Here is a 14,740-nt window from a genome sequence, read left to right on the forward strand (position 1 = left end):
AAAGATGAGCGAAGCCGAATTTGACTATCTGCTGGAGACAGTCCGGGCCGAAATCGAGGCCGATGTGCGGGACGATCTGCGCAGCCAGGAAATGTTCTTCGCCCCGATTCCGACCGCTGCGAACGACAATGACGGCCCTTGGCCGCTGATTCCGTTTCCGGATGGTTGGCAGGCCTCCTGCTGACCTTGTGTCGGTATGTCGGAACCCATGAAAGATTTCAGCCGGGCATTGCCTAAATGGCTGATGGTCTGTAACTAACCCGCTATGGGGCCATGTGGCGGAATGGTTACGCGCCGGTCTGCAAAACCGTTTATTCGGGTTCGATTCCCGACGTGGCCTCCATCAATCCAATCAATAACTTAGCCTGCCAGACCTGTGATCGGGGCGCGACTGCTATGAGTGGTGCGCTGCAACACTTCGCTTGGCACGATTGGAGTATTGATCGTAGCATCCTGCCAACCCTAGGGGGCACGATGAACATCCGGGTCTTGATCGCCACATTGCTGATGACCTCGCCAGGCTGGGCCCAGGCCAAACCGCCCGTTCCGGCTCGCACCGATCCTTGCGCGCCGATTGGCCGGACCGCCGACGGCCAGTTGGTCTATTCCATGAAGTGCGAGAAGTTGCCGATTCCCGTGCCGCCGCCGCAGGCAGCAGCCCCGGCACCGCCTCCCGCACCCGTCGTGGAAGAAGCGCGCGGCGGACTGTTCCGCAATCCGTTTCCGTCGCTCGTCAGGCCGTCATCATCGAGTGACGAGCGTGAAGCCGGCGTCGGTCCTCCGCCCGGCAGCCGATAGGCCCCGAGATCAATCAAGACCGAACGCGATCAGGCGTGCTTCTTACGCCGCCAGTCGCGCTTGGGTTTGGGCTTTGGCGCCAGTTCCGGCATGACAGTCTGGGCTTCGCGATATTTCGCCAGCATCCGCTCGAAGGCCTCGTTCAGCGTCGCTTCGATATCCGGTTTCCGTTCGAGGCTGGCGAGCAGCATCCCCGCGGCTTCGATGGTCGACAGGCCGTCCTTGCGCGGTTCGCGGCGCAACTTGCCGTAGAGCGACGGTTTGGCTGGTCCAAGAATGACGCGCTGGCATTTCAGCATCCAGGCATTACGCCACCACAGCGCCTTGGCCTGGCTCCAGGTGCCGTCGAGCAGCACGATGCCCTGGATGTCCTTCAGCAAGGCGCGCTGGTTTTCCTCAGCCTGACCCTTGCGATCGATGGCCAGGATGTCGCGATCGGTCTCGTAATCGGTGACCTTGGCCGAGCCAAGGTAGAGGATCGCCCAGCGGGCGGGATCGGCGACCGGCTTGCCCAGCGCCTTGGCGAGGCTCGGCCAGGACAGGCCAATTTTGACCGTGGCCTTCTTGAAATGTAGCGCGGCGACGCGGGCGGTGCCCAGCGCCCTGTCCTGTTCCTGCGGATGCTGCAGGATCAGGAGCTCGATCTTGTTGTCGATGGGCGTAATGCTGTCGCAGATGCACAGCGGCATCGGCTTGTGGCAATGCGGACATTCCGGGATCGCTTCAGCGACCTCAGCGGCTTGCAGATCTGATTTCTTGGACATTGCCCGCTATACGCCGCGCGGCCCGAGGCTTCAACCACCGTGACGCCCGGATCTGGCTATTCAGCCGGGGCCGGCACCGGCGCCGGGCGGAAGCGGTTACGCAGCCGGTCGATCAGCAGGTAAATCACCGGCGTCGTGTAGAGCGTCAGCACCTGCGAAACAAATAGGCCGCCAATGATGGTGATGCCCAGCGGCCGCCGCAGCTCGGTGCCCGGCCCGGTCGCAATTACCAGCGGGATCGCCGCGAATACCGCCGCCAGCGAGGTCATCAGGATCGGGCGGAAGCGCACGGTGCAGGCCTCGAAGATGGCTTCGGCCGGCGACAGTCCGCGATGCCGCTCCGCCTCGATGGCGAAATCGACCATCATGATTCCGTTCTTCTTGACGATGCCGATGAGAAGAATGATGCCGACGAAGGCGATCACGGTCAGCGGCGTATTGGTGATCTGCAATGCCAGCAACGCGCCGAGCCCCGCCGAGGGCAGTGTCGAGATGATGGTCAGAGGATGCACGAGGCTCTCATAGAGCACCCCGAGCACGATATACATCGCGATGAGTGCGCCAAGGATCAGCAGCGGCTGCCGCCCCGTCGTCTTGCTGAAGTCACCGGCATTGCCATCGAAGCCGCCGCGAATGCCTTCCGGCATATGCAGTTCGTCGACCGCGCGCTGGATGTTGCCTGTCACGGCATCGAGCTGCACGCCGGGGAGCGTGTTGAACGACACCGTCGTCGACGGGAAACCCTGCGAGTGGAACACCGCCAGCGCCGACAACGTGCGCGACATGCGCACAACCGCCGACAGCGGCACCTGCGACCCATTCAGGCCTGCAACATAGATGCGATCGAGATCGGACGGATCGTTCTGGAATTTCGGATCGATTTCCAGCACGACCTTGTACTGGTTACGCTGGGTGTAGATCGTCGAGATCTGCCGCTGCGAGAACGCGTTGTTCAAAGCGTTGTCGATGTCCTGCACCTTGACGCCGAGGCTCGATGCCATCTTGCGGTCGATGGTCAGCGTCAATTGCAGTCCGCCGGGATCGCGGTCGCTCGACACGTCGGTGATGCCCTCGACGCTCTCCAGCCGCTTGCCGACCAGCGGTGCCCATTTCTGCAGGAGATCGAGATTGGTCGAGGTCAGCGTGTACTGATAATTGGAGTCACTCTGGCGTCCGCCGGCGCGCAGATCCTGCGCGGCAAACATGAAGAGACGGATACCCGGGACCGCGCTGAGCTTCGGACGCAACCGATTGATGACGTCTTCAGTCGAGGCTCCGTTGCGCTCCTCTGGTGGTTTCAAGGCGATAAACATGGTGCCCCGGTTGGCGCCGCCGCCGCCCGGCCCGCCAGTGCCGCCAAGCGACGAACCGATACTGGCCACGCCAGGATCGCTCAGCACGAGATCAGCCATATGCTGCTGTAATCCGAGCATCGCCTGAAACGAGACATCGGCCGATGCGCGCGTTGCACCGATCACGAAGCCACTGTCGTCGTTCGGGAAAAAACCTTTCGGCGTCTTGATGTAGAGTGTGACCGTCAGCGCGATGGTGGCGAAGAACACCAACAGCGTCAGGAGCGGAAAACCCAGCACCACATGCAGCGTGCGTTCATAGAACGCCACGACGCGTGACAGCGTGCCTTCGACGATACGGTCGAAACGGGTCTCGGTGCTCGACAGGCCGCTCTTGATATATTGCGCACAGATCATCGGCGTCACGGTCAACGACACCAGTGTCGAGACGACGATTGAAAACGTCAGGGTCAGCGAGAATTCGCGCAGCAATCGGCCGACCAGACCATCCATGAAGATCAGCGGGATGAAGGCAGCGATCAGCGACAGGCTGATCGACAGCACCGTGAAGCCGATCTGCCTGGCGCCTGCGAGCGCCGCCTGCATCGGCGCCATGCCCTCCTCGAGATTGCGGTACATGTTCTCGATCATGACGATGGCGTCATCGACCACAAAGCCGACAGAGATCGCCAGCGCCATCAGTGACAGGTTGTTGATCGAGAAGCCGGCCAGCCACATGCCGACGCAGGTGCCGGCCAGCGCCAGCGGCACCGAGACGCCGGCCGCGATGGTCGGTGTGCCCCTGCGGAGGAACAGGAACACCACGGCCATCACCAGCACGGCCGTGGCAAACAGCGTCCACTCCATGTCCTCGACCGAGGCGCGAATGGTACCCGTGCGGTCGGTCAGAACCGAAATCTCGATCCCGGCAGGAATCCATTGTTTCAGATCGGGGATCAGCGCTTTTACGCGATCGACGGTGTCGATGACATTGGCGTCGCCCTGTTTGGTGATCTGGATCAGCACCGCCGGCTGCTTGTTGAACCAGGCAACCGAGCGACTGTTGCGCGTCGCATCCTGAACATCGGCGACATCGGACAGCCGCAGATAATTGCCGTTCGAACTCTTGACGATGATCTCGCGAAACTCTTCCGCCGTACGCATCTGCGGATTCATCGAGATCGTCTCGCTCTGCCGCGATCCCTGGAAGATGCCGACTGGGCCAAGTGGATTCGCATTGACGATGGCGGTGCGCACGTCGTCGGTGGCAATCCCGGCATTCGACAGCGCGACCGGATTGAGCTGGATGCGCACCGCGGGCTGGTCGGCGCCACTGGCAGTGACTTCGCCGACCCCCGGCACCTGCGACAGCCGCTGTACGATCACGGTGTCGGCGACGTCGTAGATCGCGGACGCGGACATCGTTGGCGACGTCAAAGCGAGAATGAAGACAGGCGCGGCGGACGGGTTGGCCTTGCGGAACGTAGGCAGTGTCGGAAGATCGGTTGGCAGATCCGCCATGGACGCGTTGATTGCGGCCTGCACGTCACGCGCGGCGCGATCGACATCGCGGCCGATGGCGAATTGCAACTGAATACTGGTCGAGCCTAGCGAACTCGTCGAGGTGATCTGATCGAGGCCGGCGATGATGCCCAGACGTCGTTCCAGCGGCGCAGCAACGGTCGCCGCCATGATTGACGGATCGGCGCCGGGACGCGACGCCTGCACGCGGATCATCGGGAAATCGACATTGGGCGTCGCAGCGACCGGTAGGAAATGATAAGCGACGACGCCGAGAAGAAACAGTCCGATCGCCAGCAACGTGGTGCCGACCGGCCGCATGATGAATGGCGCTGAGATGGAGATGGAAGCCACTAGGGCGGCCCCCCTGCTCCCGCCGTTCCGGCTGCACCCGCGACGGGCGGTGCACTCTTCTCGAACCGGCGATTGATGCGATCCAGCGCCAGATAGATTACCGGCGTGGTGTAGAGCGTCAGTATCTGGCTGAGCAGCAGACCGCCGATGATCGACACACCGAGCGGGAAGCGCAGCTCTGCGCCGGTGCCACTTTCGATCGCAAGCGGCAATGCGCCGAACAGCGCCGCCAGCGTCGTCATCATGATAGGCCTGAATCGCAGCAGGCAGGCTTCCACGATGGCGGCTTCGGGCGCCATGCCACGATTCCGCTCGGCATCCAGTGCGAAGTCGATCATCATGATCGCGTTCTTCTTGACGATGCCCATCAGGAGGATGATGCCGATCAGGCCGATCACCGACAGGTCCTGCCCGGTCAGCATCAGGGCCAGGATCGCACCGACACCGGCGGACGGCAGCGTCGAGAGAATGGTGATCGGATGAATGTAGCTCTCATAGAGCACACCGAGCACAATATAGATCGTCACCAGCGCCGCGAGGATCAGCCAGGGCTGCCCTGACAGCGACTTGGAGAATTCCGCAGCATCGCCGGAGAACATCCCGACAATGCTGGTCGGCATGCCGATCCGGGTCTCGATCTTCTTCACTTCGTCGACCGCATCGCCGAGCGCCTCGTTAGGCCCGAGGTTGAAGCTGAGCGAGATCGCGGGGAATTGCGCCTGATGCGAGATCGCCAGTGGCGCCGTGGTACGCGTCAATGTGGCTACGGCAGACAGCGGCACCTGCGCGCCTGCCGCACCGGGCAGATACAGTTTCGACAGCACATCGGGATCGCGCTGCTGCGACGGCAATGCTTCCAGCACAACGCGGTACTGATTGGCCTGACCGTAGATGGTCGAAATCTGGCGCTGCGCGAAGGCGTCATTCAGCGTGTCGGTGACGCCCTGTAGATTGACGCCGAGCTGACCGGCACGCTGCCGGTTGATGTCGAGCGAGGCTCGCAATCCACCGGTCTGGGCTTCCGAGGATACGTCTCGAAACATCGGATCGCGGCGCAATTCAGCAACCAGCTTCTGTGACCACTCGGTCACCTGGGCCGCATCAGTCCCGGTCAACGTATATTGATATTGCGAGCGACTACTCTGCGTACTGATCTGGATGTCCTGGACGGGCTGGAAATACACGGTCATGCCAGGGATCGCGGCGACGCGATCCTTGAGCCGCGCGATCACGGCGTTCATGTCGTCCTTGCGCTCGCCGCGCGGCTTCAGGGTCATCACCAGCCGGCCGACATTGGTGGTCGGATTGACCGAGCCGCCGCCGATCACAGAGATGATGCCGGTAACATCCGGATCGCTCTGGATTGCTGCGGCTGCCGCGCCCTGCCGGCTCTGCATTTCCGTGAAGGACACGTCGGCGCCGGCTTCTGTCACCGCAGTAATCGAGGCCGTGTCCTGCAGCGGCAGGAAGCCCTTGGGGGCGATGACATAGAGACCCAGCGTTGCGACGATGGTCAGGAACGTGACGACCAGCGTCGCCGGCTGATGCTGCAGCACCCACAGCAGCGTGCGATGATAAAACGCCACCATCCGGTCGATACCGCGGCTGACGGCGCCGAGACCGGGCACCTGCCATTCATCCTTGGTGTGCTTCAAAAGCCGCGAGCACATCATCGGCGTCAACGTCAGCGAGACCACGGCGGACATCACCACGGCAATGGTCAGCGTCATCGCGAATTCGCGGAACATGCGGCCAACGAGGCCGGACATGAATAGCAGCGGGATGAAGACAGCGATCAGCGACACCGTCAGCGAGATCACCGTGAAGCCGATTTCCTTCGCGCCCGCCAGCGCCGCTTCCATCGGGCTTTCGCCCTCTTCCATGTGGCGGACGATGTTCTCGATCATCACGATGGCGTCGTCGACGACAAAGCCGGTGCCGATGGTCAGCGCCATCAGGCTGAGATTGTCGAGACTGAAGCCGGCGAAATACATCACGCCGAAGGAGGTGATCAGCGACAGCGGCAGCGCCACGCCGGCAATCAGCGTTGCACGCAGCGACCGGAGGAACAGCAGCACCACCAGCGTCACCAAGATGACGGACAGGACCAGCGTGAATTGCACGTCATGCACGGAGGCGCGGATCGTCACAGTGCGATCGCTGACAATGGTTAGCTTGACGCCGGCGGGCATGGACCGCTGAACCTTCGGAATTTCCTCGCGTATCTGGCGAACGACCTCGATAACATTGGCGCCGGGCTGGCGCTGGATCTCGATGATCACCGCTGGCGTGCCTTGATACCAACCGCCAGTACGGTCGTTTTCCAGCCCGTCGACGATCTGCGCAATGTCGCCGATGGTGACAGGGGATCCGTTGCGATAAGCGATAATGATCGGCCGATACTGATCCGCCGCCGCGATCTGGTCGTTCGCTGCGATGGTGTAAGCTTGCTGCGCTCCGTCGAGCGAGCCCTTGGGACCCGACACATTGGCGCCGGCGATCGCTGCGCGCAGATCTTCCATCGCGATGCCGTAGGCAGCGAGCCGCGCCAGATCCGCCTGCACCCGCACCGCTGGCTTCAAGCCGCCAAGCACGGCAACCTTGCCGACACCCGAAATCTGGCTGAGCCGCTGCGCCAGCAATGTATCGGACAGGTCGCTCATCGATCGCAGCGAGATGGTGTCCGAGGTCAGCGCCAATGTCATCACCGGCGCGTCGGCCGGATTGACCTTCGCGTAGACCGGCGGGTATGGCAGGTTCTTCGGCAGCACACCGGCGGCGGCATTAATCGCCGCCTGCACGTCCTGGGTCGCGCCATCGATATCGCGGTTGAGATCGAATTGCAGTGATATCTGGCTGACGCCGAACGAGCTCGTCGAGGTCATCGATGACAGCGACGGAATCTGTCCGAGCTGACGCTCCAGAGGCGCGGTGATCAGCGACGCTGTCACTTCGGGGCTCGCGCCCGGCAATTGCGTCGAGACCTGCACGGTCGGGAAATCGACCTGCGGCAGCGCCGACACCGGAAGCCCGAAATAGCCAAGCGCGCCACCGATCAACAACGCGATGCCGAGCAACGACGTCGCGATGGGCCGGCGGATGAAGGGTTCCGAGACGCTCATGACTGTGCGCTCTTTGGTATAGAAGTCATCAACTCAGGCGATCGATCGTGCGAACATCATGGCTACTTCGCTCCCGATGGCGCAGCGCTCGGGCTGGCTGGAGGCGGCGTCTGGCCAATCGGTGCCTGCGGATTGCCTTGGCCACCCGCACCACCTGAATTCTGGCCGCGCTTGCCACGACGCTCGCCAGCATCATTGCCCTTGCCCCCGCCACGCTTACGTGGTGCCAAGTCGGCGGTCGGCTCCTGATCGTTGGTGCCGACAGACACCTTCGATCCTTCTGCGAGATTGGCAAAGCCCGTGGTGACAACACGCTCGGTCGCCGACAGGCCCTTGGCGATGACGGCCGTGGTCTCGTTCTGCTGCGTTACGGTGACCGGCACCGCCTTGACGATGTCGCCCTCCTCGATCACGTAACTGAACGTACCGGCGGGACCGCGTTGTACGGCCGAGGTCGGCACCACCATCGCATCCTTCAGGGTCTCGACCTTCAGCCGCACATTGACGAACTGACCGGGCCAGAGCTGATAATTCGGGTTCGGGAATTCGGCCTTCAGCTTCACTGTGCCGGTGGTTGTATCGACCTGATTGTCGATGCCGGTGAGCGTACCGGTGTCGATGACGGTCACGCCGTCATTGCCGAACACATCGACCATCAGCGTGCCCTTGGCAGCAGCGGCGTTGGCGCGAACGATTTGCTGCTGCGGCAGGCTGAACAGTACTGCGATAGGCTGCAGTTGCGTGATCACCACGAGGCCCGTGGTATCGGACGCGTGGATGATGTTGCCCTGATCGACCTGACGCAGGCCGGCCCGGCCAGAGAGCGGCGCGATGATCTTGGTGTAGCTCAGCGTTGCGGCGGCATTGTCGATGGCAGCCTGATCGGCATTCACCAGAGCCTCCTGCTGGGCAACGAGAGACTTCTGGGTGTCGGCCTGCTGCTTGGAGCCGGCGTTTGACGTTGCGAGCTGCTGGTAGCGGATCAGGTCGAGCCGCGCATTGGCAAGCGTCGCCTCGTCCTGCGCCTTCTTCGCAACAGCCTGATCGTACAGTGCCTTGTAGAGCACCGGGTCAATCTCGCCGAGCACATCGCCAGCCTTGACGTCCTGACCTTCCTTGAAATTGACCTTGATCAGTTTGCCGTCGACCTGCGCGCGCACGGTGACGTTGTTCAAGGCCTTCACCGAGCCGACGCCATCGAGATAGACCGGCACGTCCTGGATCTTCGGCATCGCCGCAAGCACCGGCACCGTCATCATGTCCGGCCGGAAACCGCCGCGGTTGGCGGTCTGACGCTGCTGGAAGGCGTTCCAGCCGATATAGCCGAGCCCGCCGAGGATCAGCAGCGTCACGGCGATCGACACAGTACGGCGGCGCGCCTTGCCGGCGACCTTGGCGACACCATCGCCCGTCGCTTTCGCGGCCTCTTTCAACTCCGGCTTAAAGAGCATTGACCGGTCTTTCCATTTTCGGCTCCCAGCCGCCCCCCAGCGCCTGATAGAGGCTGATGATCGCCTGCAGTCGCGCCAGTTGCGCCTGCGACAGGACATCTTCCGCCTGGAACAGCGTCAGCTGGGTGTTTAGCACAGTTACGATGTCAGCGGTTCCGGCGCGCAATTGCTGCTCGGACAGCTCGAAGGCCCGCCGGGACGCCCGGACCACCTCACGCTGCAGCCGCAGCCGCTCGGTGGTCTGGCGAATCGCGACCAGCGCGTTGTCCACGTCGGCAAAGGACTGCACGACCGTCTTGCGATAGGTCTGCAGGAGCTCGTCCTGCCGTGCCTGGGTCAGCTCGAAATTGCCCTGGATGCGCCCGCCATCGAAGATCGGCTGTGTCAGGCCGCCGACGAGGCTGAAGAAGGCGGCATTGGGTTGGAACAGCGAGGCCAGCGCTGCGCTCTGATAACCGCCCGAGCCGGTCAACTGGATACTCGGAAAGAACTGCGCCCGGGCGCTGCCGACATTGGCCGTGGCCGAGGCCAATTGCGCCTCCTGCCGGCGGATATCCGGCCGCTGGGTTAACAGCTCTGACGGCAGGCCGGGCGTGACGCGCGGGGCTGCGATATTGTTCAGCGACCCGCCGGCCACGCGCACGCTTTCAGGGGGGCGGGACACTAGCGTCGCGAGCGCATTGACGTTCTGCGCCAGCGTGGTCCGCAGCGGCGGCACCGCAGCGCGCTGATTGGCCAGCACGCTTTCCTGCTGCGCGACATCGAGATCGGTGCCGGTGCCGGCACTGAAGCGCTGTTTGATCGCATCAAGGATACGCTGCGCGCTGGCGATGTTGCGCTCCGCTGTGCGAATGCGGTCCTGCGAGGTCAGCACCTGGAAATAGGCATTGGCGACAGCCGCCATAGTGGTTAGCGCCACCACGTCGCGGTCAAAGCGATTGGCCGTCGAGGTTTCTTCCGCAGCCAGCGCCGCGTCGCGGTTCTTGCCCCAGAAGTCGATCTCATAGCTGGCCGAGAGCGAGGCAGAATAGGTCACCACCTCGCGGCCGCCATTGGTTAGGCCGCTAGAGCTTGAGCCCGAGGTCCGCGAATAGGTCTCCTGCCCGCCGCCGCTCACGCTGGGCAGCAGCGCTGCGCCGGTGATTCGTGCCTGCGCATCGGCCTGCATGATTCGCGATGTTGCCGCAGCGATATCGAGGTTGACCGTCTGGGCCTCCTCCATCAGCTGCGTCAGTTCCCTGGAGCGAAAGCCGCGCCACCAGTCCAGTGTCGGCGTGGCGCCGTTCGGATTGGCCAGCCGTGCCGCCTTATAGCCCTCGGGAATATCGAGGGCCGGATCAGGCAGATCCTTGGTCAAAATGCAGCCTGCCGAACTGGCAGCAACGGCAAAGGCGACGACCGAACGCCCAATCTTTTTCGCGAACACGAGATTCACCGCACGAACATCCGGACAAGGCTCCGCCGCGCGCGCTTTGCGCCGAGATTCGGGGCGTTGGAGTATGCAGCCTGAGACACGTTCACCGGGTGATGCTGGTCAATGAAGCGAGCCCGCATTCTAGCGGCCCAATCATCCTGCGGACAGTGTTCTTACGTGTCGCAACGTGCAAGCGACACGAATGCTGGATGCCCGCAAATGAGTGGATTTGCACAGATTCTCCCGATTTTGTGGGGTTTTTTGGTCCCTGACAGAAGCGCCGGCAGGTCAGGCTTACGAAGATTTCATGTGTTCATTTGTTGCTGACATCCGGATTGCGTTCACCTGCGCCGTCGACGCCATTTTGAAAACCGCTGGGGATGCCAACCGTGACCTGGATGAACCGTTTGCAGGGCATTGCCGACGATGACGCCAGGGCGCTCGCGGCGCGAAAGCGCCTCGACCAGATTCAGGGCGAGCACCGCACCAGGTTCTGCGACGCATGGACTGGTTATTGGATCAAGGGTGCATACGCCTGGTGTCGCGTGAAGCAAACCATGCAAGAAATACCCGCTTGGCGAGCAAACAAGGCCGCGCTTATACTCCTGCAAAATCGTCCGCGCGTTGACCGAATTTCGCAGCGCACAAAGACGATCCTGTTCGACAAAAGAGCGGCGGCCACATCCTTCCATGCGACTTGAATTCGGGCACAGAACCACGAACTCCCCTGGATCTGCACATGTCTGATCTGATCGTTCTCACTCCGGAAAATGTCGACAAGGCGCTGCCCGATCTGCCGCGCATCGTCCGGCTGGCATTGGGCTTCGGCTCACGTCTGCGCCGCGGCACGCTCGACGTGACACTTCCCGATGGCCGGCGTGTCCGCCTCGGCGGCATGGAACCTGGTCCTGCCGCGGAGATGACGATCACCAGCTATGCGTTCGCGTCGCGTCTTGTGAATGGCGGCGATATCGGCATCGCGGAAGCCTATCTACACCGCGAATGGGACACGCCGGATCTCACGCAATTCCTGTATCTGTTCTGCGTCAATCACGATCTCATTCAGGTGATGCTCGGCAACAATCCGCTGATGCGCTTCGTCCAGATCGTTCGTCACTGGTTCAATCGCAACACCAAGCGGCAAGCTCGCAAGAACATCTACGCGCACTACGACATCGGCAACGCGTTCTATTCTGCGTGGCTCGATCCGAGCATGACCTATTCGTCCGCGATTTTCGAAGACGGTACGCAGGATCTCACGGCCGCGCAAAACAACAAATATCGCCGGCTTGCAGAAGCAATCGATCTGAAGCCCGGCCAGAAGGTGTTGGAGATCGGCTGCGGCTGGGGTGGCTTTGCCGAATATGCCGCGAAAAACTACGGCGCGCATGTCACCGGTCTCACCATCTCGACCGAGCAACGCGATTTCGCACGTAAGCGGATGCAGGACGCGGGCCTTGGCGACAAGGTCGAGATCAAGTTTCAGGACTATCGCGACGAACGTGGACAGTATGACCGCATCGCTTCGATCGAGATGATCGAGGCCGTCGGCGAACAGTTCTGGCCGCAGTATTTCTCACAATTGCGCGACCGGCTGCTGCCCGGCGGATTGATCGGTATCCAGGCCATCACGATCCAAGACAAGTTCTTCCAGACCTATCGGCGCGAGGTCGACTTCATTCAGCGCTACGTCTTTCCCGGCGGCATGCTGCCGTCGCCGGAAATCCTGAAATCCCTCGGGGCCAGATACGGCGTTCCTGTCATCAAGGAACGCATATTCGGACTGGATTATGCCAAGACGCTGGCGACCTGGAGAGATAGTTTCCGCGCGGCCTGGCCAAGCCTGACGCCGCTCGGTTTCGACGACCGATTCCGGCGGCTCTGGGAATACTACCTGGCCTATTGCGAGGCCGGTTTCCTGTCGGGGAATATCGACGTTCGCCAGGTCGTATTCGCAAAAGCCCCATAGTCCGCGCTCTGGACTTTCCGCACTGCGGCACCAGATCTTGAGGCCAGACCCTTCCCTTGTCTGGCCCGGCGGCCTCCACTAGGGTCGCCGCGAGATCGACAACCCGAGCGAAGAATTTCAGCACCATGACCTTCAACAAAGACGTCGTCGAGGCGATCGGCAACACGCCTCTGATCAAGCTGAAGCGCGCATCCGAACTGACCGGCTGCACCATTCTCGGCAAGGCCGAATTCATGAATCCCGGCCAGTCGGTGAAGGACCGCGCCGGCAAATGGATGATCCTTGAAGCCGAGAAGCGCGGCGATCTGAAGCCCGGCGGTCTCATTGTCGAGTCGACTGCGGGCAATACCGGTATCGGTCTCGCCGTGGTGGCGAGCGCGCGCGGCTATCGCACGCTAATCGTGATCCCGGAGACGCAGAGCCAGGAAAAGAAAGATATGCTGCGGCTCAACGGTGCCGAGCTGATCGAAGTGCCCGCACTGCCGTTCGCCAATCCGAACAACTATCAGCATGTCGGACGACGGCTCGCAGATCAGCTGCGCAAGACCGAGCCGAACGGCGTTCTGTTTGCCGACCAGTGGAACAATCTCGACAATGCCAAAGCCCATTATGAATCGACGGGCCCCGAGATCTGGGAGCAGACTGGCGGCAAGGTGGACGGCTTCATTTCGGCAGTCGGTACCGGCGGCACGCTAGCCGGCACGACCCGCTACCTGAAGGAAAAGAACAACAACATTGTTACGGCCTGCGCCGATCCAAATGGCTTTGCGATGTATAACTGGTTCAAGCATGGCGAAGCCAAGTCCACGCCCGGCGATTCCATCACGGAAGGCATCGGGATTGGCCGCGTGACGCCGGTCATCGAGACCGCGAAGGTCGATACCGCCTTCTTGATCCCTGACGAGGAAGCCGTCACCGTCATCTACGACCTGCTCCAGCACGAAGGCCTCTGTCTCGGCGGCTCGACCGGAATTAACATCGCCGGCGCGATCCGTCTCGCGAAGGAGTTGGGCCCGGGCAAGACCATCGTCACCCTTCTCTGCGACTCCGGCGGCCGCTATCAGTCGAAGCTGTTCAATCCCGACTTCATGCGCAGCAAGAACCTGCCGGTGCCGGCATGGCTGGAGACGAAGAGCGATATCTCGGTGCCGTTCGAGAAAGTCTGAGGCTCTGGCCGAACTCCGTCATGGCCGGGCCTGTCCCGGCCATCCACGTCTTCAGCACTGAAGAAGACGTGGATGCCCGGCACGTCTAGCGAAGCTCGCTTCGCGCTGGCCGGGCATGACGCCGGTGTGTTAGTCGCTCACCGCAATATCTGGCTGAGGAACAGTTTGGTCCGCGCGTGCTGTGGATTGGCGAAGAACTTGTCCGGTGTATTCGCCTCGATGATCTGCCCGGCATCCATGAATACGACGCGGCTGGCGACTTCCCTGGCAAAGCCCATCTCGTGGGTGACCACCAGCATGGTCATGCCCTCATTGGCGAGATCGACCATGGTGTCGAGCACCTCTTTCACCATCTCCGGATCGAGAGCCGAGGTCGGCTCGTCGAACAGCATCACCTTCGGCGTCATCGTCAGCGCCCGCGCGATCGCGACACGCTGCTGCTGGCCGCCGGAGAGCTGACCGGGATAGGCATTGGCCTTGTCCGGAATGCGTACCCGCTCCAGATACTTCATCGCCGCAGCATCGGCGTCCTGCTTCGGCATATGCCGTACCCAGATCGGCGCCAACGTGCAGTTCTCAAGCACCGTCAGATGCGGAAACAGGTTGAAGCTCTGGAACACCATCCCGACATCACGCCTGATATCGTCGACGCGGCGCAGGTTGGGACCGAGTTCGATGCCGTCGACCGTGATGCGGCCTTCCTGAAACTCCTCCAGCGCATTGATGCAGCGGATCAGCGTCGATTTGCCCGAGCCCGACGGCCCGCAGATCACGATGCGCTCGCTGCGGCCGACCGCAAGATCGATGTCGCGCAGCACGTGGAAATCGCCGAACCATTTGTTGAGGCCGGCAACCGAGACGATGGGATTCACGGATACGGACATGTCAC

The 14,740-nt window shown here is 62.0% G+C and carries 11 protein-coding genes and 1 tRNA gene; 6 read left to right on the plus strand and 6 right to left on the minus strand.

Translation table 11 applies throughout. From position 1 onward, the window contains the following. Positions 1-4: 4 nt before the first annotated feature. From SFY93_RS18835 to SFY93_RS18845, 3 genes are all read left to right on the plus strand, one after another. The gene (locus SFY93_RS18835) at positions 5-184 is read left to right on the plus strand and encodes a hypothetical protein (protein ID WP_068736432.1); all 180 of its coding nucleotides are present in this window, start codon (positions 5-7) and stop codon (positions 182-184) included. A gap of 85 nt (positions 185-269) precedes the next feature. Then, positions 270-343, plus strand: a tRNA-Cys gene (locus tag SFY93_RS18840). A gap of 131 nt (positions 344-474) precedes the next feature. Beyond that, entirely contained in the window at positions 475-798 is a 324-nt protein-coding gene (locus SFY93_RS18845; protein WP_320444181.1) for a hypothetical protein, read from the plus strand. Positions 799-827: 29 nt separating this feature from the next. Here the strand turns inward: SFY93_RS18845 and SFY93_RS18850 are convergent, their stop codons facing one another. The 5 genes from SFY93_RS18850 to SFY93_RS18870 all read right to left on the minus strand — a co-directional run bounded on the left by SFY93_RS18850 (position 828) and on the right by SFY93_RS18870 (position 10,737). After that, positions 828-1,562, minus strand: a complete 735-nt coding sequence (locus tag SFY93_RS18850) for a tRNA-uridine aminocarboxypropyltransferase (protein ID WP_089264291.1) — start codon at positions 1,560-1,562, stop codon at positions 828-830. A 56-nt stretch (positions 1,563-1,618) separates the two neighbouring features. After that, on the minus strand, positions 1,619-4,696 hold the full coding sequence (locus tag SFY93_RS18855) for an efflux RND transporter permease subunit (protein WP_320447802.1): 3,078 nt from the start codon (positions 4,694-4,696) through the stop codon (positions 1,619-1,621). A gap of 32 nt (positions 4,697-4,728) precedes the next feature. Beyond that, a complete protein-coding gene (locus SFY93_RS18860; protein WP_320444182.1) occupies positions 4,729-7,851 on the minus strand; it encodes an efflux RND transporter permease subunit in 3,123 nt (1,040 codons plus the stop codon). Positions 7,852-7,913: 62 nt separating this feature from the next. Further along, complete coding sequence (locus SFY93_RS18865) at positions 7,914-9,302, minus strand: efflux RND transporter periplasmic adaptor subunit (RefSeq protein WP_184516709.1); 1,389 nt, start codon at positions 9,300-9,302, stop codon at positions 7,914-7,916. Then, on the minus strand, positions 9,292-10,737 hold the full coding sequence (locus SFY93_RS18870; protein WP_175368993.1) for an efflux transporter outer membrane subunit: 1,446 nt from the start codon (positions 10,735-10,737) through the stop codon (positions 9,292-9,294). Before SFY93_RS18870 ends, SFY93_RS18865 begins: the two co-directional genes overlap by 11 nt. 368 nt (positions 10,738-11,105) lie before the next feature. Between SFY93_RS18870 and SFY93_RS18875 the strand changes: the two genes are divergently transcribed. From SFY93_RS18875 to SFY93_RS18885, 3 genes are all read left to right on the plus strand, one after another. Further along, a complete protein-coding gene (locus SFY93_RS18875) occupies positions 11,106-11,417 on the plus strand; it encodes a hypothetical protein (protein ID WP_320444183.1) in 312 nt (103 codons plus the stop codon). Between the two features lie 38 nt (positions 11,418-11,455). Further along, complete coding sequence (locus SFY93_RS18880) at positions 11,456-12,685, plus strand: SAM-dependent methyltransferase (protein WP_093758543.1); 1,230 nt, start codon at positions 11,456-11,458, stop codon at positions 12,683-12,685. A 125-nt stretch (positions 12,686-12,810) separates the two neighbouring features. Continuing rightward, on the plus strand, positions 12,811-13,851 hold the full coding sequence (locus SFY93_RS18885; protein ID WP_320444184.1) for a cysteine synthase A: 1,041 nt from the start codon (positions 12,811-12,813) through the stop codon (positions 13,849-13,851). Between the two features lie 137 nt (positions 13,852-13,988). On the opposite strand, the gene SFY93_RS18890 is transcribed toward SFY93_RS18885, so the two are convergent. Next, positions 13,989-14,735, minus strand: coding sequence for an amino acid ABC transporter ATP-binding protein (locus SFY93_RS18890; protein ID WP_320444185.1), 747 nt, complete (start codon positions 14,733-14,735; stop codon positions 13,989-13,991). Positions 14,736-14,740 lie beyond the last annotated feature (5 nt).

It is taken from the genome of Tardiphaga sp. 42S5 (assembly GCF_034044155.1).
Lineage (GTDB): Bacteria > Pseudomonadota > Alphaproteobacteria > Rhizobiales > Xanthobacteraceae > Tardiphaga > Tardiphaga robiniae.